The 23,495-nt window shown below is 39.2% G+C and carries 22 protein-coding genes and 1 rRNA gene; 8 read left to right on the forward strand and 15 right to left on the reverse strand.

The genetic code is table 11. From position 1 onward, the window contains the following. The first annotated feature begins 2 nt into the window (after positions 1–2). From OZZ83_RS09360 to OZZ83_RS09375, 4 genes are all read left to right on the forward strand, one after another. A complete protein-coding gene (locus OZZ83_RS09360; protein WP_002313341.1) occupies positions 3–1,034 on the forward strand; it encodes an aldose epimerase family protein in 1,032 nt (343 codons plus the stop codon). Between the two features lie 6 nt (positions 1,035–1,040). Continuing rightward, positions 1,041–2,228, forward strand: coding sequence for a galactokinase (locus OZZ83_RS09365; protein WP_278023606.1), 1,188 nt, complete (start codon positions 1,041–1,043; stop codon positions 2,226–2,228). A 153-nt stretch (positions 2,229–2,381) separates the two neighbouring features. After that, positions 2,382–3,764 (forward strand): Y-family DNA polymerase, encoded by a 1,383-nt coding sequence (locus OZZ83_RS09370; RefSeq protein WP_002312015.1) that lies wholly within the window; start codon positions 2,382–2,384, stop codon positions 3,762–3,764. Further along, the gene (locus OZZ83_RS09375) at positions 3,736–4,122 is read left to right on the forward strand and encodes a hypothetical protein (protein WP_002291408.1); all 387 of its coding nucleotides are present in this window, start codon (positions 3,736–3,738) and stop codon (positions 4,120–4,122) included. The genes OZZ83_RS09370 and OZZ83_RS09375 overlap by 29 nt, the downstream gene beginning before the upstream one ends. Before the next feature lie 121 nt (positions 4,123–4,243). Here OZZ83_RS09375 and OZZ83_RS09380 read toward each other — a convergent pair whose 3' ends face one another. From OZZ83_RS09380 to efp, 14 genes are all read right to left on the reverse strand, one after another. Continuing rightward, the gene (locus OZZ83_RS09380) at positions 4,244–4,912 is read right to left on the reverse strand and encodes a DUF421 domain-containing protein (RefSeq protein WP_002308119.1); all 669 of its coding nucleotides are present in this window, start codon (positions 4,910–4,912) and stop codon (positions 4,244–4,246) included. Between the two features lie 278 nt (positions 4,913–5,190). Further along, positions 5,191–6,570 carry an FAD-dependent oxidoreductase gene (locus OZZ83_RS09385; RefSeq protein WP_002308118.1) on the reverse strand — a complete coding sequence of 460 codons (1,380 nt, stop codon included), beginning with the start codon at positions 6,568–6,570 and terminating at the stop codon, positions 5,191–5,193. Positions 6,571–6,743: 173 nt separating this feature from the next. Further along, positions 6,744–7,913: a pyridoxal phosphate-dependent aminotransferase gene (locus OZZ83_RS09390; RefSeq protein ID WP_252706816.1), complete on the reverse strand. Its 1,170-nt coding sequence runs from the start codon at positions 7,911–7,913 to the stop codon at positions 6,744–6,746. After that, positions 7,888–9,039 (reverse strand): M20 family metallopeptidase, encoded by a 1,152-nt coding sequence (locus OZZ83_RS09395; RefSeq protein WP_002308115.1) that lies wholly within the window; start codon positions 9,037–9,039, stop codon positions 7,888–7,890. The genes OZZ83_RS09390 and OZZ83_RS09395 overlap by 26 nt, the downstream gene beginning before the upstream one ends. Then, on the reverse strand, positions 8,999–10,348 hold the full coding sequence (locus tag OZZ83_RS09400) for an aspartate kinase (protein WP_050396362.1): 1,350 nt from the start codon (positions 10,346–10,348) through the stop codon (positions 8,999–9,001). Before OZZ83_RS09400 ends, OZZ83_RS09395 begins: the two co-directional genes overlap by 41 nt. A gap of 8 nt (positions 10,349–10,356) precedes the next feature. Next, the gene (locus OZZ83_RS09405; RefSeq protein WP_002308113.1) at positions 10,357–11,358 is read right to left on the reverse strand and encodes an aspartate-semialdehyde dehydrogenase; all 1,002 of its coding nucleotides are present in this window, start codon (positions 11,356–11,358) and stop codon (positions 10,357–10,359) included. 15 nt (positions 11,359–11,373) lie between these two features. Next, positions 11,374–12,069 (reverse strand): 2,3,4,5-tetrahydropyridine-2,6-dicarboxylate N-acetyltransferase, encoded by a 696-nt coding sequence (gene dapD, locus OZZ83_RS09410; protein ID WP_002308112.1) that lies wholly within the window; start codon positions 12,067–12,069, stop codon positions 11,374–11,376. Positions 12,070–12,074: 5 nt separating this feature from the next. Next, a complete protein-coding gene (gene dapB, locus OZZ83_RS09415) occupies positions 12,075–12,791 on the reverse strand; it encodes a 4-hydroxy-tetrahydrodipicolinate reductase (protein WP_252706817.1) in 717 nt (238 codons plus the stop codon). Beyond that, the gene (gene dapA / locus OZZ83_RS09420) at positions 12,788–13,669 is read right to left on the reverse strand and encodes a 4-hydroxy-tetrahydrodipicolinate synthase (RefSeq protein WP_002313335.1); all 882 of its coding nucleotides are present in this window, start codon (positions 13,667–13,669) and stop codon (positions 12,788–12,790) included. The genes dapB and dapA overlap by 4 nt, the downstream gene beginning before the upstream one ends. A gap of 2 nt (positions 13,670–13,671) precedes the next feature. Continuing rightward, positions 13,672–14,472, reverse strand: a complete 801-nt coding sequence (gene dapF, locus OZZ83_RS09425) for a diaminopimelate epimerase (RefSeq protein ID WP_002308107.1) — start codon at positions 14,470–14,472, stop codon at positions 13,672–13,674. Beyond that, the gene (gene lysA / locus OZZ83_RS09430; RefSeq protein WP_087063176.1) at positions 14,459–15,718 is read right to left on the reverse strand and encodes a diaminopimelate decarboxylase; all 1,260 of its coding nucleotides are present in this window, start codon (positions 15,716–15,718) and stop codon (positions 14,459–14,461) included. The genes dapF and lysA overlap by 14 nt, the downstream gene beginning before the upstream one ends. Before the next feature lie 287 nt (positions 15,719–16,005). Continuing rightward, positions 16,006–17,901, reverse strand: coding sequence for an alkyl/aryl-sulfatase (locus tag OZZ83_RS09435; RefSeq protein WP_278023602.1), 1,896 nt, complete (start codon positions 17,899–17,901; stop codon positions 16,006–16,008). A gap of 127 nt (positions 17,902–18,028) precedes the next feature. Further along, positions 18,029–18,796 (reverse strand): J domain-containing protein, encoded by a 768-nt coding sequence (locus OZZ83_RS09440; RefSeq protein ID WP_002344585.1) that lies wholly within the window; start codon positions 18,794–18,796, stop codon positions 18,029–18,031. A 197-nt stretch (positions 18,797–18,993) separates the two neighbouring features. After that, positions 18,994–19,557: an elongation factor P gene (gene efp, locus OZZ83_RS09445; RefSeq protein WP_002289434.1), complete on the reverse strand. Its 564-nt coding sequence runs from the start codon at positions 19,555–19,557 to the stop codon at positions 18,994–18,996. A gap of 425 nt (positions 19,558–19,982) precedes the next feature. Here efp and OZZ83_RS09450 point away from each other — a divergent pair, with 425 nt between their 5' ends. The 4 genes from OZZ83_RS09450 (at position 19,983) to OZZ83_RS09465 (ending at position 23,319) form a co-directional block, all read left to right on the forward strand. Further along, the gene (locus OZZ83_RS09450) at positions 19,983–20,900 is read left to right on the forward strand and encodes a PLP-dependent cysteine synthase family protein (RefSeq protein WP_002313332.1); all 918 of its coding nucleotides are present in this window, start codon (positions 19,983–19,985) and stop codon (positions 20,898–20,900) included. A 12-nt stretch (positions 20,901–20,912) separates the two neighbouring features. Beyond that, entirely contained in the window at positions 20,913–22,058 is a 1,146-nt protein-coding gene (locus OZZ83_RS09455; RefSeq protein ID WP_002312002.1) for a cystathionine gamma-synthase, read from the forward strand. Positions 22,059–22,229: 171 nt separating this feature from the next. Further along, positions 22,230–22,688, forward strand: coding sequence for an S-ribosylhomocysteine lyase (locus tag OZZ83_RS09460; RefSeq protein WP_002289439.1), 459 nt, complete (start codon positions 22,230–22,232; stop codon positions 22,686–22,688). A 160-nt stretch (positions 22,689–22,848) separates the two neighbouring features. Beyond that, the gene (locus OZZ83_RS09465) at positions 22,849–23,319 is read left to right on the forward strand and encodes a glutathione peroxidase (protein ID WP_002308095.1); all 471 of its coding nucleotides are present in this window, start codon (positions 22,849–22,851) and stop codon (positions 23,317–23,319) included. Positions 23,320–23,371: 52 nt separating this feature from the next. Here OZZ83_RS09465 and rrf read toward each other — a convergent pair. Continuing rightward, a 5S ribosomal RNA gene (rrf, locus tag OZZ83_RS09470) occupies positions 23,372–23,487 on the reverse strand. Between the last annotated feature and the right edge of the window lie 8 nt (positions 23,488–23,495).

The raw sequence follows: 23,495 nt of genomic DNA on the forward strand, positions 1-23,495 counted from the left end.
AAATGAAGATTACAGAAAAAGATTTCGGTCAAGGTTATCATTTGATAACCTTGGAGAATAAAAACAAGCTAGTACTTTCTGTCTCTGATTTAGGTGCTAGGATCGTTTGTTTAAAAACAAATGATCAAGAATTAGTTTTGGGATTTGACACCGCTGAAGAATATATCGAAAAAGACCCGTATATCGGCGCGTCTATCGGTCGCACCGCAGGGAGGATCGAAAATGGCCGCTTTTCTCTCAATGGAAAAACTTACCAATTAGCTACAAATCCAAATACTGGGCATAATCTGCATGGTGGTTCTCCTGGATTTGAATTAAAAAAATGGTCTTATGTCATTTTGAATGGCGAAAATGAAGCTGCTGTCATTTTTACTACTACAAGTCCCGACGGAGAACATGGTTTTCCAGGTACATTGGATGTGGAAGTCCGTTATACTTTGACACAAGATAATATCTGGCGAGTGACCACTCGCGGCATCAGTGATCAAGATACTTTATTCAATCCGACAAATCATGTCTACTTCAACTTGACGGGAGATGCTTCTCAAACGATCGATCAACATGAGCTTTGGCTCAATAGTGAAGCTTACGCTCCTTTACGAGCAGACAGTATTCCTATAGGAGTAAAAGAAAATACTGCAGGGAATGCTTTCGATTTTCAAACGCCTAAAAAACTAGCGACCGTTTTTGCTAGTGATTTGGATCAAAAAGAACTCGTTGACGGAATCGATCATCCATTTTTCTTAAAAGAATCTGGCTTGGATAAAGAAGCTGCTCGCTTGACTAGTCCGGATAAAAAAATCCAAGTAGATATCGCTACAGATGCTTCTAGTATGGTTATTTTCACTGCAAATTTCGGTCCAGAAACACCAGAAATGCGTGGTCGAAAACTGGCACATCACGGCGGCATCACATTTGAGACTCAAACAGCTCCAGGGGCAGAGCGTTTCTCAGCATTTGGTTCGATTCATTTAAAAGCCGGAACAGCATTTGAAACAGTGACAGAATTCAAAATCAAAACAAGAGAGGAATAACTCATCATGGAAATCAAAAGAAGCTTAAACACAAAATTTGCCGAAACATTCGGCCCTAAAAAAACGACACAATACTTCTCGCCAGGTCGCATCAATTTGATTGGTGAACACACCGATTACAATGGCGGTCATGTCTTCCCTGCTTCTATCACTTATGGAACACAAGGTGTCGCCGCACCTAGAGACGATAATAAAATATTAGTTTATTCCACAAACTTTGATGATATCGGTGTCATCAGTTTTACTTTAGACGAGCTAGAATATGATAAAAAAGCAAATTGGGCAAACTACGTAAAAGGAATGATCCTTAAATTAAAAGAAGCTGGACACCCAATTGATCATGGATTTGAGTTGTTGGTGGAAGGAACAATTCCTAACGGTGCAGGACTTTCCAGTAGTGCTTCATTAGAATTATTGGTAGGTGTTGTATTAGAAGATCTATTTGATTTAAAAACGGGTCGTTTGGAACTAGTTCAAACGGGTAAAAAAGTAGAAAATGAATTCATCGGTGTCAATTCAGGTATCATGGATCAGTTTGCCATCGGCTTCGGTGAGCTAGATCATGCGATTTTGTTAGATACAAATACGCTGAAATATGAAATGGTCCCAGTGAAACTAGATGGTTATGCAATCGTCATCATGAATACGAATAAACGTCGGGAATTGGCAGATTCAAAATACAATGAGCGCCGCAGCGAATGCGAAGAAGCCTTGGCACGTCTGCAAAAAACTTTGCCTATCTCTTCTTTAGGAGACTTAGATGAAGAAGAATTTGAATCAACTATTGACCAAATCGGTGATGATACATTGACACGCAGAGCTCGTCATGCTGTTTCTGAAAATCAACGTACTTTGAAAGCAAAAGCTGAATTAGAAGCTGGAAACTTGGAAGCATTTGGACAACTGCTAAATGATTCTCACCACTCTCTTCGCTATGATTATGAAGTGACTGGGATCGAGTTAGATACGCTAGTGGACGCTGCTCAAAAACAAGAAGGTGTCCTAGGTGCACGAATGACAGGAGCTGGATTTGGTGGCTGTGCGATTGCTCTTGTCAAAGAAGAAAATATACCTGCCTTCAAAAACAATGTCTATGATGAATATATGAAAGTTGTCGGCTATGCTCCAGAATTTTATGTTGCACACATTGGAAATGGGACAACAAAGATTGATCCAGAAGCCGTTCATGTTTGATAGAAAAATCAATGAACACAGCTAAATAAACAAATACAAATAACCTCTCAGCAATTTTCAAACATGAGCAAAAGGCTCACATTTGAAAATTGCTGTTTTTTATTGACACAAAAAGGGAACATGTGTTCTAATTGTGTAGAAGAGGTGATTGTTATGTGGGCGAATCAAAATCCAGTATTTGTTTATGAAAAAGAACCTTCACGAGATATTTTATGTATTGATTGCAAATCTTTTTACGCCTCCGTAGAGTGCGTGGAAAAGGATCTTGATCCCCTTACAACTAAATTAGTAGTAATGTCCTATCCGTCTGATTCGACAGAAACACGGGGTAGCGGATTAATCTTGGCTTCCAGTCCTGCAGCAAAAAAAGCATACGGCATCACCAATATCAGCCGTGCCAGAGATTTACCCTTTCCCTATCCAAGTGATTTATATATTGTTGCTCCAAGGATGGCTTATTATATGGAAAAAAACAGAGAAATCAATACTATCTATAAAAAATATGCAGATGAAGCGAACCATCATGTCTATTCCGTTGATGAAAGCTTCCTTGATGTAACAAATAGCATGGCACTCTTTGGTAAAACGAATGCGTACGACATGGCTAAGCTGATCCATAAAGATGTATTTGAACAGACCGGAATCTACACGACTATAGGAATCGGCGATAACCCACTACTTGCTAAACTAGCCTTAGATAATGGCTCAAAAGACGGAAAACAAATGATTGCTGAATGGCGTTATGAAGATGTCCCAGAAAAGTTATGGACAATCTCAGATATCACTGACTTTTGGGGAATCGGCAAACGAACAGCAAAACGACTGAAACAAATGGGTATACATTCGGTTTATGATTTAGCTCACGCGGATTATTATCACTTGAAAAGCACGTTAGGGATCATCGGTACTCAGCTTTATGCCCATGCTTGGGGAATCGATCGAAGTTTTTTAGGACAAGAATATATACCAAAATCAAGAAGTATCGGAAATAGTCAAATTCTAGATAGAGATTATACGAGGCAAGAAGAAATCGAGATCGTTATCAAAGAAATGGCCGATCAAGTCGGCACTCGCTTGAGACGATCTGCAGCAAAAGCACAAGTAGTCAGCTTATGGGTAGGATACTCCTTAGGTTATCTTGACCCAAATGGTAAGACCGGTTTTCACCAGCAAACAAAAATCGAAGCGACAAATGCTAGCAGAAATCTAGCAGATGCTTTATTGACCATTTTCCACCAGCATTACCGCTGTCAGGATATTCGACGTATAGGCGTGAACTGTTCCAACCTCGTATACGCGACAGGTTTACAGCTTAACCTTTTTGAAGATCCTGAAAAGCAGATAAATGAAGCAAAAGTTGATTTTGTAGTCGATACGATCAGAAAAAAATACGGCTTTAAATCAATCATCCATGCGCATAGTCTCTTGCAAGGAGGACGCGCCATTGCACGTAGCTCTCTCGTTGGTGGGCATGCAGGTGGTATGAGTGGATTAGAAGGTGGAAAAGATGAGACGGACAGCAAAAAAATTCATTGACTATAACGAGTATCGAGATCGTCCATTTGGATTAAAATGGGGGACCGCTTTTGCGATGGAAGAACTAGTCAACGGTATCAAAAAAAATGAAGAAGAAGCACGCAAACAACCTCTCCCTAAACAACAAATGACATTACAAGAAATCGATAGTATACTGACAGAAGCTTTTTTATCTCGTAAAGCAGTAATCATCCAGCTCAATTTAACAGATGAATTTGGAAGACTCTTAGATGAGGTTGAAGGTCATTTCATTGGTGAAGCCTATGAAGATTATTTTATGATCGACCATCAGCCGATAGTTTGGGAAGACGTACGGCATATTGAGTTAAAAGAAACAAAAAAATGGTTTGTGACATGAGAGGCTGTTCAATCAGCATTTTGATCTTATTATTAGCTGATTGAACATCGTTTAGTGGAGGTTGCGAAAAAGTCGCTTAGTTTTGAGTATCAAGTCAAAGAGCTGATTTCACAACCTCTCTCTATCCATCTATCCGGTAAGATTCATGCATCACGTCTTCTTTGTTTAGTACGTAGAACCCTTTTTCTTCTGACCATTCGACATAAATCAGCTGTTTTACGTCTGCATAGCCTTCTTTCTTCAAATTCTCCAAAAGCCACGATTCATCTAGTTGATTGGATTGAAGTACTTTATGCTGGATTTGTCCTTCGTCCACTAGTAGGATCGACAAAGCTTTGTCATCATCTGATTTTTTCAATACACTCATTTGACCGGCATTCTCTAGGATAACATGTTTGGCATTTTCAAGAGAAAAGCATTCCTGCTGTCTTAAGATTGCTCGCAACTGCTCCATCTCGATATGGTTATTTGCCAACTCTGTCATGTTGATGACGCCGTCTTTGATTAAAACAGAGGGCTCGCCTTTAACCCAGCGATTGACTTTTTCATTTTTTTGGACGATACGTTCGATACCATAAATCATTACTGCCCAAAGCGCAATGGCAAATAGGACATGGCCTACATGGACATTGTCATCATAGGTTGATTCTTCTAAGATCCCCCCTAAAACAAGCGTATAGACTAAATCAAATGGTGTGATTTCCGACATGGATTTCTTCCCAAGCAAACGCACCACTAATAACAAGCCGATCAACCCGAATACCAGTTTCATTGTGATTGAAAAAACCATTCTTTCTCCCCCTAACTATCTGTTAATTAAATTATATATGCTTTCTCTCAAACACGCATGGAATATACAAGGAAGAAATGTATCCTTTCACTAAAATAAGGACTGTGACACGAGTCGTGTCACAGTCCTTATTCCGAACAAAAGGTGTTCCAGAAGTAGCTTCTTCGAAAAATAAGCCGAAATTTCACAAAAATTTGAGAAACAATTTCCGTAAATTCCTTCTTATTTCTTGAAGCTGACCACTTCTGTCACAACCTCTTTTCAAATATTTCGTTTCCTTATTCTACAAATGGTTCTTCTCCTAGTGCTTGTTGAGCGGCTAGATTCAACATGCTCCATTGTCGGTCAAAACCTGGTTGGAAGAAGAAGTCGGCTTCTGCCAGTTCTTCTAAAGTCAGTTTATTTTGTATCGCTAGTGCCAACACATTTCCTTGACCTGTAACATCATAGGTAGATAATACTGCTCCTCCTAGCAATTGATGGGTCATTGGATCTGAGAATAATTGGATGGACACTTTTGGATTTCCTTGTTCTTCTGGTACATATTTTGGTCGTAACGTATCTTCATAATAAGACACTCGTACATCTACTCCTGCTTTTGCTGCAGTGAAGCTATTTAATCCACTTGCTGCAAAATGGTAGTCGAAGACACTTAATGCGGAGGAACCTACGACTCCGCCGAACGGTTTATTTGGTACTTCTTCAAAAAGATGTTTTACTACATAACGTGCTTCTCTACGTGCAACAGTCGCTAAAGCGATCGGCATTTTTTTGCGTGCTGGGATAGAATAAGCAAGTGTAGCATCTCCTACTGCATACACATCTGGAAGATTTGTTTGCAAGTATTCATTCGTTTGGATCCAGCCACGTTCATCTAAGTCGACGATCCCTTTTAACCATTCAGTATTTGCCTTCACTCCAGCAGCTTGGATGACTAGGTCTGCTGGGATTTCTTTTTCACTTGTTTTGATCGCTTCCACTTTTCCGTTTCCGGTAAAGGCTTCGATTTTGGCGTTTGTCAAAACTTCAATACCGTTTTCATTTAGGTGTTGTTCTAAAATGTCTGTCATCTCAGCATCTAAATATGTGCCTAAGGGTCTGTCGATCACATCAAGCAAGACGACTTCTTTTCCAGCTTTTCGGCTTGCTTCTGCTGCTTCGATCCCAATGTAACCAGCACCTACGACAGCGATTTTTTTAATAGCAGGATCATTTAATTTTTCTTTGATTTTGGTTGCCCAATTGTATCCACGCATCAAATAGACATTTTCTAAATCTGCCCCTGGTACTGGCAAATTGTTTGGTTTGACACCAGAACTCAAGATCAATTTATCATAAGGATATTCTTTTGTTTCGTTATCTGATGTGCTAGTAACCGTTACTGTTTTTTTATCTGCATTGATCGTTTTTACTTCGTGATTATTTAAAATATGAACATTGGATTGCGGAAAGTTTTCTGGTCTGAAATTACGTACATCATTTACATCTGTTACCTTGTCTTCTAGATACAGCTCCATACCGCATGACATGAAGGAAACATAGTCTCCTGCTTCAAATAGCGTGATATCTACATTTTCACCGTATCGTGTCAATAGTTCCAAGATCGATTGATGCCCTCCATGAGATGCACCTACAATGACAACTTTGATTTTTTCCATTGATGAAACCTCCTTGAATATTCTTTTAAAATCATTCTAAACAATTTAAACTTAACATTACATCAGTTATGAATCAAAAGAAACGCGCTCATTTGAACCAAATTTAAAAAACAATCGGCAGCTTGCAGAATATACCGCAAAGATGTCGATTGTTTTTTGAGAAAATTCATGAATTACTGTTCTGTTAAAAAGTCTTTGATCCGTTTGCACGCTTCATGTAAGTTTTCCATACTGCTAGCATAAGAAATCCGTATATAGCCTTCTCCTTCTGGGCCAAATGCAATGCCAGGGATACACGCAACTTTTGCCTGTTCCGCTAAGTCTACACAAAACTGCCAAGAGTCGGTTTGAATGACAGCTGGGAGTTTGCAAAATAAGTAAAATGCACCATTTGGCTGAGTCACTTCAAATCCTAAAGGCGCCAATTGCTGGACCAGATAGTCTCTCCGTGTTTGATATTGTTCTTTCATATTCTCGCTATCTTTTACTCCATTTATTAGCGCTTCAGTCGCAGCTTTTTGCGACATCGTTGTAGCCGCAGTCACCAGATATTGATGGACTTTAATTAGTTCGTCAATAAGGGCTTTTTGAGCAAAAATAAAGCCTACTCGCCAACCAGTCATCGCATGTGACTTGGATAACCCGCTTATCACGATTGTTTGTTCCGGAAGATAAGAAGCTATGGATATATGCGTTCCAGTGTAAGTCAATTCAGCATATACTTCATCACTTATAACAAATACCGGATATTTTTTTAAAACTTCAGCGATTGCTTCCAACTGGCTTGCAGACAATGTCGTTCCAGTGGGATTGTTAGGATAATTTAAAATGACTGCTTTGATAGCTGATCCATATTGTTCAAATGCTCGTTCAAATTGTTCCGGCTGACAAACAAACCCTGTGTCAGAAGTATTTATCGGAATCAATTCAGCACCAGCTAGTTCCACTAATGGCTGATATCCTGAATAAGCAGGCGCTGGAATAAGAACCTTGTCTCCTTCTTCTAAAACAGATAACAATGCAGAGGCAATCGCTTCCGTTGCACCAACCGTCGTCAAAACTTCCGTTTGCGGATCATAAGTTAATCCATAACGCTGTTGCTGAAACATACAAGCAGCTTCCCGCAGTTCCTCCAGTCCTCTCATTTCGGTATAGTGAGAAAAGTCTTCTTCAATCGCTGCTATTCCGGCTTGTTTGACATGTTCGGGAGTCGGAAAATCCGGTTCTCCCAAGGTGAGCTTGATCACATCTGGTATCGACGATATTTGCTGATCGAATTGCCGTATTTTAGATACTTCTATTCTAGAAAGTCTGGGATTAAATCGATTGGATAAATTCATCATTATTTACTCGCTCCTCTTTTGAACTGCTATCGATTTTTTCAAGAAGATTTTCTGTAAAAAGAATCGTTTTGTACCATTCTACACCATTTTCTAAAACATCCATATCAAAATCGAACGTCGGATCATGTAAAGCAGGGGTATCACCGACACCTAAAAAGAAAAATACACAAGGATATTGTTGCGTATATATGCCAAAATCTTCGGCTTGAAGAACTGGATCCTCTAATTCATGTAATTTGTTTGAATCCGACAACGCTGCATATAAGCCTCCATGATTGATCACAGCTGGATAGCCGTCATTATAGCGGAAAGAAATAGTTGCTGCAGAGTGAAACTGTTCTGCTAAATGAGCTAATCCCCTCTTCAAATAATTTTGCATATCTGAACTGTAAGAACGGATACTTCCGGATACAATAACTTCTCCAGCTAAAACATTCCGGATCGTTCCACCTTGGATTTGACCAAATTTCATTAGATGATTCCACTCTGCCGGTAATTGCCGATCAAAATCATAAACATTCTTCAAAAATCGTACAGCTGCCTCCAGACTATCGATTCCTTTTTCACTAGAAGCAATATGCGCGGACTGGCCCTTGATGATAATGTCTGTTTCACTGCTTTGTGCCATCAAAGGTCCTGGTCGAGAAAAAACTTCTCCTTTAGCTAGTCCAGGCCATAGATGAAAGCCAAATATTGCTTGTACTTCATATTTATCTAACAATCCTGACTGAATAACACTTTGTGCGCCGCCGGAAATTTCTTCTGATGGCTGATAAATCAGTACTACATTATAAATAAGCTCCTCGATGTGTTCAGTTATAAAGTCGGTCAACCCTAAAAGCATCGCCATATGTCCGTCATGACCACATGCATGCATATACCCTTCATGCTTAGAAGCAAAAAAGAGATTTGTTTCTTCTTTGACTGGCAGTGCATCGATATCTGTTCGAAAAGCAATCGTTTCTTCTTGTTGATTATCAAAATAAAGAAGCAGTCCTGTTTCGCCGATTTCATGGATAACGGCTCCACTATTTTTTACTTGTTCATATAAATATTTTTTTGTTTTGAATTCATGAAATCCGATTTCAGGAATTTGATGGAGTGCCATTCGATATTCTTTCAGCATCCGTATTCACCATCCCTTCATAGATACCCTTCACTACGGTTTCATACTGATCATTCGGTACACCGATGATTAGATTCAACTCCTGTGCTCCTTGTGATAAGATCGATGTGCGAATTTCTAATTTGTTCAATATCGATAACACTTTCCCAGATAAACCGATCAATTCTTTATGCGGTCCGCCAACGACAGAGATCAAAGCTAAGTCTTCAATCACGACGATTTCTTCCACGCCAAGTGTTTCTTTTAATTCTTTTGTGATGAGAAATAATTTATCGGCAATCGCTTCTGCTGAAACGATCACTCCGATATTGTCGATCCCTGAAGGAATATGTTCGATTGATATCTCATGTTTAGCAAAAATGCTCATTGCTTTCCAGATAAACCCGATTTCATCAGACATATGACGTTTGAATAAAGTGATCGAAAGAAAATCCTTGCGTCCAGCTATTCCTGTCAGTCCATTTTCCTTTTCCACTTCGTGATTCGATATTTTTGTTCCTTGAGCGAAAGGATCATTGGTATTTTTTATTTGGATGGGGATATCCGCCTCTTGAACTGGGAAAACAGCTGCTTCATGAAGAACATTAGCCCCCATATAAGCCATCTCTCTCAGTTCTCTAAAAGAGATTTCCTCGATGATTTTAGGATGATCGATGATTCGCGGATCAGCCATCATGATTCCTGAAACATCTGTCCAATTCTCATAACTCGCCGCTTGTAGCATCTTCGCCAGTATCGCGCCAGTAATGTCGCTTCCCCCACGTCCCAATAATTTTTCTTTGCCTGCAGGGTTTGCCCCGTAAAATCCTGGAACAACCATTTTCGGATATCTTTTAAATGCTTTTGTGATTTCCTGTGCTGTTTTTTCCTCATCGATTTTTCCATCATAGTCAAAGAACAGCAGGTCCTTTGCATCAATGAACTGGTAACCAAGATACTCAGCCATCAGTCGAGCAGTCAGATATTCACCTCTGCTTACTAAATAATCTTCAGTTATCTTTTCATCTTCCAGTTGTTTTTGTATGCGTGCCAGTTCCTCTTCCACAGGTAACTGCAGGTCAAGAAGGTCTCTTACTTGAACGAAACGTTCACAGATCCTTTCCCAAAGAGGTGTCCAATCAACATGATGCTGAAGGTAGGCATAAATCAAATAAAGTAAGTCTGTTACTTTGTCATCATCTGATGTACGTTTGCCTAAAGCAGAAACAACGATCACTTGACGATTGGGATCTGAAAGAACAATTGTATGGACTTTTTTGAATTGTTCTTCATGAGACATCGATGTTCCGCCGAATTTTGCTATTTTCAGCGTATTACTCATCTTGCCACCTCCGCTATTTTCTGCATTAAAGCTACAGCAATCTGTACGGCATTTGCAGCGGCTCCTTTGCGTATGTTATCGGCAGTTGTATAGAACAACAGTCCGTTCTCTAAAGAGGTGTCTTTTCTGATCCTCCCAGCATAAACCGTATCTGTTCCTTTAGCAAGAATGCTCGTTGGATATTTATGTGCTGCTAGATCATCTTCTAATTGGATCCCTGGAAACTGACTGAGACACTCTTTAACTTCTTCAATCGTAAACTCTTTTTGCAACTGAACGGCCACCGAGACTCCGTGTCCATTCTCGATTGGCACACGTACACAAGTTGCTGATACTGGCAAATCAGGCTGATGCAGAATCTTACGGGTCTCATTTATCATTTTCTGTTCTTCTTTGGTATAGCCATTTTCCAAAGGCTGATCGATTTCTGGAATCACCGTTTGACTAATATTATAAGGATACAAAGCTGGTTCCTCGTCATTTTGCGTGCGATAAAGATCTTGGATACCTTTCTGTCCAGAACCAGAAACTGCTTGATAGGTCGAATAATTGACTCGTTGGATTCCAAAAGCTTCTTGTAAAGCTTTAAGCGGTAGTACCGCTTGAATGGTTGAACAATTTGGATTCGCAATCAGCCGATTCAATGTATAGTCTTCCAGATTAACCTCTGGAACGATCAATGGAATATCCGAATCTTCTCGCCATGCCGAGGAATTATCTATAACAAATAATCCTTGACTTCTTGCGATTGGCGCAAACTCTTTGGATACAGAAGCACCTGCAGAAAATAGCGCTAAATCATATCCTTCAAATGAAGTTTCTGTCAATTCCTGTACAGTGTGTTTCTTCCCCTTGAATACACAAACTTTGCCAGCTGAACGTTTTGACGCTAATAATTTCAATCGTCCTACTGGAAAATCATATTCTTCTAACACTTTGAGCATCGTTTGTCCGACTAATCCGGTTGCCCCCACAATACAGGTATCTATTTCGCGCATTTTTCTCCATCTCCTCTATAATTCGCGTAACGCAGCAATCAATGCTGTATTTTCTTTTGTCTGATCATCACTTATTTTCAAGACTCGTGCAGGTATCCCACCGACAACAGTACCTGCTGACACATCTTCTAAAACCACTGCTCCTGCTGCCACGACTGCATCTTTTCCGATATGGACACCTTCAACAATCACTGCATTCGCACCTATCAGTACGCCGTCTTCTACGATAACCGGTTTAGCCGATGCGGGTTCGATTACACCCGCTAAGACAGCTCCTGCACCAATATGGCAGTTTTTGCCCACTGTCGCTCGTCCACCTAAGACAGCACCCATATCAATCATCGTGTTTTCACCGATTACTGCACCGATATTGATAATCGCTCCCATCATGATCACGGCATTGTTGCCGATGGACACTTGATCTCTGATAATAGCACCTGGTTCGATACGGGCATTGATTTTTTTGATATCCAACAAAGGAACTGCACTGTATCTTGCAGCAGTTTCGATTTCGATTTCAATGATTTTTTCCGCTTCAGCTTCTAAAACCGGAGCAATCGACTCGTAATCACCAAAAACAACGAAGCTGTTTCCTTCACCAAAAACTTTGCTGTCTTTAAATTTGATTGGCTCGGTTACATTCAGATAGACTTTCACAGGCGTCTTTTTAGATGCCGTTTGAATGTAGCGGATGATTTCTTGAGCTTCCACGTTTCTTACACCCCTTTATCCATTAATAAATCTTCTAATTTGTAATAACCTGGTGGCTGATTTTTCAACCAGTCCGCTGCTTCTACTGCACCTGCAGCAAAGATTCGATTAGAAAAAGATTCATGTTTGATCGTAAATACTTCATCGGGAGCTGCAAACATTACCTCATGTTCACCAGGTAAAGAACCTGCACGAATACTGTGTACACCAATTTGATTTTCTTCTCTTTTTTGTCCTTGCCAGTTGTATACAGGCTGAAGCTTTTGTACTTCTTGGATTGTTTGAAGAAGCATATTCGCGGTACCAGATGGTGCATCTTTTTTACGACTATGATGTTTTTCAATCAGTTCGATCTGCCAGCCTTGCAACATTGCAGCTGCTTGCTTGATCAGTTGGTTCATCACCATGATGCCTAACGAAAAATTAGCACTATACATCACAGGTACCTGCTTGGCATGTTCTTCCATTTCTTGGAACTGTGATTGTGTATAACCTGTCGTGCCAATGACTAACGGAAGTTGATAAGACAAGCTATACGAAAGGATCATCTCTAAATTATCTGGATGAGAAAAATCAATAAGCAGTTCTGGCAGTTCCGTAAAAGTAAGTGTAGTTGCTTCTTTAGATGCCGTCCGTAAAAGAAGGACCGTGTCTCCTCTTTCTTGTGCAACTTCTTCGACTCTATTCCCCATCTGTCCACTGCCAATCAGTCCGATTTTCATTTTTCAACCGTCCTTTCCCTTAGCAAAAGCTGAGCTAATTGTTTCTTTTTCTCTTCCGAAAGGGACACTAAAGGCAGGCGTAGAGGTCCTGAAGGTAAATTTAATAACGACATAGCTGCTTTGACAGGAATAGGATTGGTCTCACTGAACAAGGCATGGATCAGCTCAAGTGCATTTAATTGTTTTTCTTTTGCTTGCTGCCATCTTCCGTCCATCGTATCTTTTACTAACTCATGGACTATTTTAGGCTGGATATTTGCCCATACACTGATTACACCGCTCCCTCCTACACTCATTACTGGCAGGATCAAATCATCATTTCCGCTGTAAAGACTGAATTTTTCGCTAATCAATCGAGCGGCTTCCATCACATAAGCCATATCTCCTGAGGCTTCTTTCAAACCAATGATATTAGGATGTTCTGCTAAATTTACTAGTACATGGATTGGAATCGACATGCCTGTTCTAGAAGGGACATTATATAAAATAAGCGGGATTGGTGATGATTCTGCAATTGCTGTGAAATGAGCAGCTAATCCTGCATCACTTGTTTTGTTGTAGTAAGGAGTGATGACCAAAAGTGCATCTGCGCCCAAAGAAGCAAAATGCTTCGCTTTTTCAATCGTTTCTTTCGTATTATTCGTTCCAGCTCCTGCAATCACCGGCACACGGCCAGCCACTTTCTTTACTGTCAGTTGAAGGATCTTCTCCTCCTCAGATTGTGTGAGTGTAGAAGATTCTCCTGTTGTACCCAAAACTAATAATCCGTCTGTTTGTTCATCTAAATGGAATTGGATCAATTTTTCCAAACCAGCATAATCTACTGATCCCTCTTCATTCATCGGCGTGATCAGCGCCACGATCGAACCTTTTATCATCTTCATTCCTCCAATATTCTTGTCCATTCATGAACTGCTGGACCAGCCATTTGTATCGTATCCTCACCAGAGATCATCAAGTCTCCTTGTTCCAAGTGAACGACTACCTGATCTGCTGAAATCTTCCCAGTTTCCTTCGCAACCGCATAAGAGGCACAGCAACCTGTACCGCAAGCAAGTGTCCAACCTACTCCTCTTTCATAGGTACGGACGGTCAATTCCTGTTCATTGACTACTTCTACAAAGTTGACATTGGTTTTTTCTTTGAACAAAGGATGATGACAGATCAGTTCGCCTCTTTTTTTCCAGACTTCCTCACGCGAATTTTCAACAAAAACAACGGTATGGATCGTCCCTAAAAATAAACTAGTGATTGTTACTTTTTCGCCACCAATCTCTATTTCCTGGTTTTTTATTGGATAAGATTGCGCAGCTTTGATTTTTTCTGGAGAATCATCTGGCACTCCCATATCTACGCTGCAATAAAAAGGTGAGGGAGCCAACACCGTAATTTTTCTTGTGCCTGCTAACGTCTCTACGTCGAATTCCTGTTCATCCATCCTATTTTGATCATTCACATATCGAGCAAAACAGCGAATACCATTTCCGCACATAGGGGCACGGCTACCATCTTTGTTGTAATAGATCATTTCCAACGGATCGGTTTTTACGGCGATCAATCCGTCTGTGTCATATTTTTCTTTTGCACATAAAGAAGCAGCTAATTGACTATAATCCGTATCCTCTGTGTAATCTAATAAGATAAAATCATTTCCACAGCCATTATATTTATGAAGGATCATAAGAAACTTCCCCCCTTAGTAGATCAGAAAATACTTGTCTGCGAACAACCAGTCTCGATTGACCATTATTGACAAAAACAACTGCTGGTCGTGTCGCTCGATTGTAGTTGCTGCTCATCGAATATCCGTAAGCCCCCGTGGAATAAACAGCTAAAAGATCACCCGATTTTGCTTTCGGCAAATAAGTTTCTTTGATTACCACATCACCTGATTCACACATTTTCCCTGCAATCGTCACTTTTTCTGTTTTTTCTTCCGACAGTTTTTCTGCTAAATCACAATCGTATGCTGCCTGATACAGAGCTGGGCGGATATTATCTGTCATCCCGCCATCTACAAAGTAATATTTTTTATGTGGTGTCTTTTTGATGAAGCCAATCGTGTATAGTGTTGTACCAGCTTCCCCAACAATACTTCTTCCTGGTTCGATCAGTAGTTGACGAATCGTCAGTTTTCGTTTGTCCAAAGATTCTTCCGTATATTCAATCAGCTTTTTTAGTGCCTCTTCGATTGGGATTGGCTGATCATTTTGTGTATAACGAATCCCGAATCCTCCCCCGAGATTCAAGGAAAGTGGTTGGTCAAAATCGGTTAAGTAACTCGTCAATTTGTCGATTTCAGCTAGCCAAGCAGTAACATCAAAAATTTGTGACCCAATATGGGCATGAAAACCTTCTAACTCTAGATAACTGCTTTCTTTTATCAATTGGAGAGCTTGCTGACACTCTTTACTTTCATAGCTCATGCCGAATTTTGAATCAATATGTGCAGTGACTATATATTCATGAGTATGGGCTTCTACACCGACATTCAACCGAAGCATGACATCGACTTTTTTAGAATAGCGTTGGCTTAATTCTTCTAATAACTCGACTTCCATCAAGTTATCGGCAACAACATGCAACAACTCATTTTCAAGTGCATAGCTCAGTTCTTCTGGGGTCTTGTTATTACCATGGAAATAAATAGCATCTCTAGGAAAATCAGCTTGCAAAGCGGTATAGATTTCCCCACCGCTGACAACATCCAGCCCAAATCCATATTCATGGACTAAACGTAGCATCTCAATCGTTTGGAATGCTTTAGAGGCGTAAAGAACTTTTGTATCAAAATGCTTCGATACAAAGCCTCGCTTGAATGACAGCATCGTTTGTCTCATCTTTTCTTCGTCATACACATACAGAGGTGTCTTATACTTTTCTGCTAATGTGCTTGCTGTGACTCCGCCAATTATCAATTCTGTCATTTTTTCATTCCTCTTTTCACATTTTTTCCGTTTTTATTGGAATTTCATTTGATAAAGATTTGAATTTTATTGGAATAATATTATACAAAATTTTCTGAATTGTCTAGTATATTTCGAAATATTTTTTTAAAACAAAAATAAAAAAGGGGACAAAAAATAAAATATCCGAACTATTAGAAGAATATTCCTGCGTATTAGCAGAGGTTTATCGCTGTTTAGCGATGATAAACCCTTCTTTCTTCCATATCGTTCGGACATCTTAAATTTTTGAGTTATTTCAACTATTTTCACGGTTCCATGATATTGAAATAGTTGTTTGTATCTGCTTTAAAAAGCATGGACCAGCTTCGTGGTTCACCTGAGGAATCAAGCATTTGCTGGAGGAATGCTACTCTTTTTCCTTCATAAATAAGCGCGGCCTCCTCTTTGTCTGAAGAAATAGGATAATAAGTCAAAATTCCTTGCCAGTAATCGATGAAATAAGTCGTTGGCAATGAATGGATTTGACCATTTGAAAGTTGCCAGTCATCTGTGAACTTTACCATGCCCGTCTGTTGTTTTTTGGTCGAAATAGTATGGATGCTTAAATAATCCAGCAACATTTCTCCATTCATCTGTGCCGATAGCTCTGACGAATCAGCCGATTCAATTGAAAACAAGTCCACATCTTCCTTTAATTCCAGTGCTCCAGTCAAGTACTCATTTCGCCAAGCCCCAGATTCCGTTTGATACCCTAGTTGTGTCAACGACCGCCGGCAAAGCGCTCTTGCTTCTTTATTTTCAGGATCTGCGTAAATGACCAAATTCGTAACTTTTGCCACCCATTGATAATTTCCTTTTTCATAATCTTCATGCGCTTTTTCTAAGATAGCTTCTGCTCCACCCATGTACTTTACCGTTTGTTTCGCTTCCCGTTCAGGAGGAAGCGGATTCAAATTCACCGGATTTGAATCATACCAACCGATATACTTTTGATAAACCGCCTTGCTATTATGAGCAATCGTTCCGTAATATGGTCTTAGATACCACTGGTTTGTCAGCTCTTCTGGCAAAGCGACTTGTTCTGCTAATTCGTTTATGGTATACCCGGCATTGACAGCTTTAAGTGATTCATCATGAATTCCTTTATATAACCGTGCTTGGTCTAGTAAATACCTGTTAATAGCATCTGGTTCCTCCTCAGTGGCATACCGCGGCCAAGTATGCGCATGGAACAATACTTTTGCTTTTGGTCCATAGCGCCGTTGTGCCTCGATAAGGTATCTCGACCAGCTTTTTCCATCTCGTATCTGTGCCCCTCGCAGAGTATAAAGATTATGCATCGTACAAGTGCAGTTTTCTGCCATCCAAAGCGCTTGATATGCTGGAATATACGTATTCATTTCGGCAGGGGCTTCTGTGCCAGGGGTCAATTGGAAATCCAGATCTAATCCATCGATAGCGATTATTTTATTTTCAGTGATCTCACAAGTAGGAAGCTCAAAACTGATTGTGCCTGTAGATTGTCCTTGTCCAATCCCAACAGATAAGGAACCAAATGGACTTTTTTCTAAGGAAGAGCCATATTGAAAGACTGCTCTTCTTCCCATGGCCTTCCCTACCATAAGGTTCTCAGAAATAGCAGCTTCCGTAAATCCTTCAGGTACATAAATCGGAACAGAAGGATCTACTTTGAAGTCTTTAAACAAACCGCGTATGCCACCAAAATGATCGACATGGGAATGACTGATAATGATTCCTGCAAGATTCCCCTCCACTTCTGGATACCCGTTTTCATTAAACCAGCGATCCGCAAACTCAATCGCTGCTCTTGAACATTCGATACTCATCCATGTATCAAAGACAATCCATTTATTGTTTGGGATAAGAACCAGTGTGAGGTTGGCCATATCAAATCCCCGTAACTGAAAGATTTGCTCAGTGACACGAAAGAGACCCGTTTGATGGTTACATCGCGCATTTTCCCAAAGACTTGGATTCGCACAGTTTGGACATTCCTCTTCTAAAAATGCATAAGCTTTCTGGCTCCATATAACTTTTCCTTCTTGAATAATCTCTAAATGGTTAAAGGGAGCAACACAATTCTGGCTAGCTAACATAAATTCATGATTATCCGCAAAGTTTAATTGTTTTTTTACGTTGTTATTTTCTTTCTGTGTCTCTTTCGTCGTATGCTTCTCCATTATTCAGCCTCCGTTTTCTCTTTTTAAACTAATTTAATTATAATATTATTTTAATATAAAGAGAAAGAAAACGCTATCTTGATTATACAAGCAGTAGGAAAATAAAAGGAAACATGGCAATTTGAAACTATTTCAAATATTTATAGGCTTCGATAATCTCTTCGTACTTTTCTTTCGCATTTTCTTCTACGGATTTATCTGGATGATACTTCATGACTTTTTGTCGATAGGCATGTTTGATCTCTTCTTTTGTTGCCTGTTCATCTACACCTAAGATTAGCCTAAAATAAGCTTCCAGTTCAAAAGGCTCGTTGATTACTAAAGAAGTTTTTTTGTTGTTCTTATTTTGATTAGATGATTGTTGCGTATGCTCAGAAGTATCTTTCTTTTCATTTTTTTCTTTGAGTAAAAAAGTGAATAAATACGTACACTTACGAAAATACTTATTCAAAGAATGATAAACAACTAAACGGATACCAATTGCTACGAGAGAGATCGGAACTGTCAGCAAAATATTCCAAATCAAAGCTAATTGAAAAATAACATTTAATAAATAAAAAACAGTAACTAACGTCATACATGATCCTATGATCTGCAATGGATAAATACCATAAAATTGTAATAGACTAGACAACAGCAGGTAACTCAGTGGAATGCTTAAAAGAATAAATAATTTTACAGATAGATGCGCTTCTGTAAATCGTTGAAAATAATGGATGATAGGCTGAAAAAATTCTAATAATTCAATATATCGCCCACCTATTTCATTCGGAAGGAACATCGAAAACAAAACAACAATTATGTACAAAGCTACTTCTGGGAATGCAAGCGTTACAATTATTACCCATAACAAAAAAATCAAAAGATAAAAAAACAGTAATAGGATGAATCCCATAAAGATTCCTCTCTTTCAAAATATTCGACAGATCACGTCTTTCAATTAAATTGTATTTCAAAGTGTAAATAAAACAAATACTTTTTTATTTTTCAATCGGCTGATTCTACAAAAAACCTCTTGAAAGGCAGATCGGATGATCCACTTTTCAAGAGGTCAAACTATGTTTTTCAACTTCTTATCAATTCGTTAGCTTATTATTTTGACGCACGTTTTACATAAGAACCTTCTGCTGTATTGATTTCCAATAATTCATCTGTTTCGATGAAGTCAGGAACATTGACCACTAAGCCAGTTTCCATTGTCGCTGGTTTACCTGAACCAGTAACTGTTGCACCTTTGATTGAAGGTTGTGTTTCCACGACACGCAACACGACAGTTGTCGGTAATTGAACACCGATAACTTCGCTACCGAAGAATTGGATTTTTACTTCCATGTTTTCTAGGATATATTTCATTTCTTCTTCTACTGTTTCTACAGGAATTTCATATTGTTCATATGTTTCCAAATCCATGAAGAAAGCTGTATCGTCCATCGTGTACAAATATTGCACAGGTTTTGTGTCGATATGTGCTTTTTCAAATTTTTCTTCTGGTCTGAAAGTTGTGTCGTATGTTGCGCCTGAACGGACATCTTTCAGTTTCATACGCATAACTGTATTTCCTTTACCAGGTTTATGGTGGCTTGCATCCAGAACTTTAATCAATTTACCGTCTTGAACGAACGTCATACCGGCTCTTAAATCACTTGCTGAGATCATTATTTTTGCTCCTTCTTTTCTTTATCATAATCAACTTTATTGTATCAGACAACCGGACAGAAAACTAGAGTATTCTCTATCTTTTAAGGTTTCATGCCTATTTGTCAAAAAAAAATAAACACGGGTAAACGATACTATCGAAATTTTTTTCTTTCAAGCCTTTGACTTTTATTTTTTTTCATGCTATCGTTAATAAAAATTTTAATTGGAGGGATACACATGACAGTCAGCAACCAAAAACAATTGAATCGTTGCTGTTGTATGGTGCGTAAAAGCAGCATACTATTTGTCATGTCTATTAATTGCCCTTCATAGAATGAGTACCAGGTAATTTACCTTTTGTCTACTCAATTTTTCTCTATGTCTTTCAAGGAGCTGATTTAATAGTCAGCTCCTTTTTTTATTATCTTTTTTAGGAGGTCCATATGATTATCTCGACAATTACAGAAGCTATTGGTTCCACACCGCTTTATCGCTTTGACAATCAGCACTATTCTATGCCTAAAGGTTCTGCTATTTATGCAAAACTGGAATATTTAAATCCAGGAGGAAGTATCAAAGATCGATTGGGTAGTTATTTGATCAAAGAAGGACTTGCCCAAGGAAAAATCAATGAAAAAACGACGATCATCGAACCGACTGCCGGAAACACAGGGATTGGGATTGCTCTGGCCGCACTCACGCATCAGTTAAGAACGATTTTTGTTGTTCCAGAGAAGTTCAGCTTGGAAAAACAACAATTGATGAAAGCATTGGGAGCAAAGATCATCCATTCTCCTAGTGAGAAAGGAATCGTCGGTGCCATCAGCAAAAGTAAAAAACTTGCAGAAGAGATATCGAATAGCTATCTGCCTCTTCAATTTGAAAATAAAGATAATCCCGCTGCTTACTATTATACGTTAGGACCGGAAATCTTTCATGAAATCAAAGAAGATATTCATAGTTTTGTGGCGGGGATCGGTAGCGGTGGAACCTTTGCTGGAACTTCTACCTTTTTGAAAGAAAAATATCCCGATATTCGAATAATCGGTGTAGAACCAGAGGGCTCTGTGTTAAATGGCGGAGATCCAGCCCCTCATGAAATTGAGGGTATCGGTGTAGAATTCATTCCGCCGTTTCTTTCTCCCCTTTCAATCAATCAGATCGAAACAATCTCTGATGGAGAAGGGTTTAACTATACTAGGCAATTAGCACGAGAACAAGGACTATTAGTTGGAAGTTCGAGTGGTGCGGCTTTTGCAGCAGCATTAAGAGAAATTCGTCGTTTACCACCTGGTCATCGTGTCGTTACGATTTTTCCAGACGCAGCAGACCGCTATTTATCAAAAAACATTTACTTATAGGAGGAAAGAAACATGCATATTCAAACAAAATTGATCCACGGAGGCATCAGTGAAGATCCCACAACAGGAGCTGTCAGTGTACCTATTTATCAAACATCCACTTATCGACAAGATGGAGTCGGACATCCTAAGCAATATGAATATTCAAGATCTGGTAATCCTACTCGTTTTGCACTGGAAGAACTGATTGCTGATTTGGAAGGGGGTGTTCGAGGATTCGCTTTTTCTTCTGGACTTTCTGGGATTCATGCCGTTTTTTCTCTTTTTGAAGCTGGCGATCATATCTTATTAGGAGATGATGTCTATGGGGGAACATTCCGTCTATTTGACAAGGTTCTTACTAAAAATGGTCTCGAGTACACGATCATAGATACGAGCAATCTTGATAAAATAGAACAATCCATCCACCCCAATACAAAAGCACTTTATCTTGAAACACCTAGCAATCCGCTTCTAAAGATTACTGATTTAGAAAAAAGTGCCACTCTGGCTCATCGACATGGATTGATAGTTATTGCTGACAATACATTTGCTACTCCTTATTTTCAAAAACCATTAGATCTTGGTTCTGATATCGTTGTCCACAGCGGCACCAAATATCTAGGCGGACACAGCGATGTAGTAGCTGGTTTAGTGACTACTAGACATAAAGAGCTGGCTGAGCAGATTGGATTTTATCAAAATGCTATCGGTGCCGTTCTTGGTCCTCAAGATAGCTGGTTACTTCAGCGTGGAATCAAGACTCTAAGTGTTCGTATGGAGGAACATCAAAAAAATGCTTTTGCAGTAGCTGATTTTCTCTTTTCTCATCCAGCAGTAGAAAAGGTCTACTATCCAGGATTACCCGACCATGAACTTTATGGAATTGCTAAGCAACAAATGAGCGGCTTTAGCGGAATGGTTTCTTTTACTTTAAAAAATGAAGCAACTGCTATTCCTTTTATTGAATCTCTCCAACTATTTACTCTAGCAGAAAGTTTAGGTGGCGTAGAAAGTTTAGTAGAAGTTCCCTCTGTCATGACTCATGCGTCTATTCCAAAAGAAAAACGTGAAGAGGCTGGCATAAAGGACGGATTAATTCGTCTTTCTGTAGGAATTGAGTATGGTCAGGATCTCATAAACGATTTAGCTCAGGCATTTGACACAATCAAGAACTAGAAAGTCCACATAAATGGTTTAGCAGAAAAATCTAAAAAATATTTCAGATTGCTACACCTTGGAAACGATAAGTGTTAGAATCAAGTAGAAAGACGTTTTTGTAAATTTCACTAAATAATTCTTTAGTGGAAAACATCAAAACAAATGAACAAATAGATAGGAGTCTTACAAATGAGAATGAATGTCGAAAGTTTTAATCTTGACCATACAAAAGTCAAAGCACCTTATGTACGTGTAGCCGATCGAAAAACAGGTGCACATGGCGATGTCATCATTAAATACGACGTCCGCTTTAAACAACCAAATAAAGAACACATGGATATGCCAAGTCTGCATTCATTGGAACACTTGACTGCTGAACTAATCCGTAATCATGCGGATTATATCGTAGACTGGTCACCAATGGGATGCCAAACAGGCTTTTACTTGACTGTGTTGAATCATGAAAGTTACGAAGATATTTTAGATGTTCTGGAAGCAACGATGAAAGATGTCCTTGAAGCTACTGAAGTACCAGCAAGCAATGAAACACAATGCGGCTGGGCTGCTAGCCATACATTAGAAGGTGCGCAAGCCTTAGCTCGTGAATTTTTAGCAAAACGCGATGAATGGTCTGAAGTAGAAGCATAGTTTCTAAAAGAACGTAAAGGTGAGAAGCAATAAAGCTATCTTATCTTCGTAGTCGTTTTATTAACTATTTATTGTCTGAAAAGAGTACTAAACGAGAAAACAAATAGCTAGTTTTCAGTTTAGCACTCTTTTTATCATATAATAGAAAGGAGAAAAATTTATGTCTATCTATAATTTTGAAGTTGCTTTAGAAGACGGCACAGTTTATTCATTGGAAAAATATGCCGGCAAACCAATAATCATCGTCAATACTGCAACAAAATGCGGCCTAGCACCGCAATTCGAGCAATTAGAAGAACTTTATCAAGCTTATCAGTCACAAGGTTTGGTTATATTAGGCTTTCCTTCGAATCAATTTAAACAAGAACTAGCTTCAGCGACTGAAGCAGCAGAAGCTTGTAAAGCCACTTATGGCGTTACCTTCCCTATGCATCAATTGATTGATGTAAATGGAGAAAATACAGATCCTCTTTTTACTTATCTTAAAAATGAAGCTCCTGGTACTGTCACTAAAGCCATAAAATGGAATTTCACTAAATTTTTGATTGATCGAAATGGAAAAGTAATTGAACGATTTGCACCACAAACTTCTCCATTGAAAATGACCACTGCAATTGAATCCGTTCTTTAACTTAATAAAAATAAAAAAAGATGAACTATTTCTAGTTCATCTTTTTTTATTTGCGTGGCGACGTCCTACTCTCACAAGGGGCAACCCCTCACTACAATCGGCGCTAAGAAGCTTAACTTCTGTGTTCGGCATGGTTACAGGTGTATCCTTCTCGCTATCGCCACCACACTGTGGTG

It is taken from the genome of Enterococcus sp. E5-162 (genome assembly GCF_035725965.1).
In the GTDB taxonomy this organism is placed as follows: domain Bacteria; phylum Bacillota; class Bacilli; order Lactobacillales; family Enterococcaceae; genus Enterococcus_B; species Enterococcus_B lactis.

What these genes read in the sequence shown, in the direction of transcription:
- OZZ83_RS09390 (WP_252706816.1), bottom strand. Translation starts at nt 7,913, where the DNA reads ATGATGAATTTATCCAATCGATTTAATCCCAGACTTTCTAGAATAGAA.
- dapF (WP_002308107.1), bottom strand. Translation starts at nt 14,472, where the DNA reads ATGATCCTTCATAAATATAATGGCTGTGGAAATGATTTTATCTTATTA.
- OZZ83_RS09365 (WP_278023606.1), top strand. Translation starts at nt 1,041, where the DNA reads ATGGAAATCAAAAGAAGCTTAAACACAAAATTTGCCGAAACATTCGGC.
- OZZ83_RS09370 (WP_002312015.1), top strand. Translation starts at nt 2,382, where the DNA reads ATGTGGGCGAATCAAAATCCAGTATTTGTTTATGAAAAAGAACCTTCA.
- OZZ83_RS09460 (WP_002289439.1), top strand. Translation starts at nt 22,230, where the DNA reads ATGAGAATGAATGTCGAAAGTTTTAATCTTGACCATACAAAAGTCAAA.
- dapB (WP_252706817.1), bottom strand. Translation starts at nt 12,791, where the DNA reads ATGAAAATCGGACTGATTGGCAGTGGACAGATGGGGAATAGAGTCGAA.
- lysA (WP_087063176.1), bottom strand. Translation starts at nt 15,718, where the DNA reads ATGACAGAATTGATAATTGGCGGAGTCACAGCAAGCACATTAGCAGAA.
- OZZ83_RS09450 (WP_002313332.1), top strand. Translation starts at nt 19,983, where the DNA reads ATGATTATCTCGACAATTACAGAAGCTATTGGTTCCACACCGCTTTAT.
- efp (WP_002289434.1), bottom strand. Translation starts at nt 19,557, where the DNA reads ATGATCTCAGCAAGTGATTTAAGAGCCGGTATGACGTTCGTTCAAGAC.
- OZZ83_RS09360 (WP_002313341.1), top strand. Translation starts at nt 3, where the DNA reads ATGAAGATTACAGAAAAAGATTTCGGTCAAGGTTATCATTTGATAACC.
- dapA (WP_002313335.1), bottom strand. Translation starts at nt 13,669, where the DNA reads ATGATAAAAGGTTCGATCGTGGCGCTGATCACGCCGATGAATGAAGAG.
- OZZ83_RS09435 (WP_278023602.1), bottom strand. Translation starts at nt 17,901, where the DNA reads ATGGAGAAGCATACGACGAAAGAGACACAGAAAGAAAATAACAACGTA.
- OZZ83_RS09455 (WP_002312002.1), top strand. Translation starts at nt 20,913, where the DNA reads ATGCATATTCAAACAAAATTGATCCACGGAGGCATCAGTGAAGATCCC.
- OZZ83_RS09375 (WP_002291408.1), top strand. Translation starts at nt 3,736, where the DNA reads ATGAGACGGACAGCAAAAAAATTCATTGACTATAACGAGTATCGAGAT.
- OZZ83_RS09385 (WP_002308118.1), bottom strand. Translation starts at nt 6,570, where the DNA reads ATGGAAAAAATCAAAGTTGTCATTGTAGGTGCATCTCATGGAGGGCAT.
- OZZ83_RS09465 (WP_002308095.1), top strand. Translation starts at nt 22,849, where the DNA reads ATGTCTATCTATAATTTTGAAGTTGCTTTAGAAGACGGCACAGTTTAT.
- OZZ83_RS09405 (WP_002308113.1), bottom strand. Translation starts at nt 11,358, where the DNA reads ATGCGCGAAATAGATACCTGTATTGTGGGGGCAACCGGATTAGTCGGA.
- OZZ83_RS09440 (WP_002344585.1), bottom strand. Translation starts at nt 18,796, where the DNA reads ATGGGATTCATCCTATTACTGTTTTTTTATCTTTTGATTTTTTTGTTA.
- OZZ83_RS09395 (WP_002308115.1), bottom strand. Translation starts at nt 9,039, where the DNA reads ATGCTGAAAGAATATCGAATGGCACTCCATCAAATTCCTGAAATCGGA.
- OZZ83_RS09380 (WP_002308119.1), bottom strand. Translation starts at nt 4,912, where the DNA reads ATGGTTTTTTCAATCACAATGAAACTGGTATTCGGGTTGATCGGCTTG.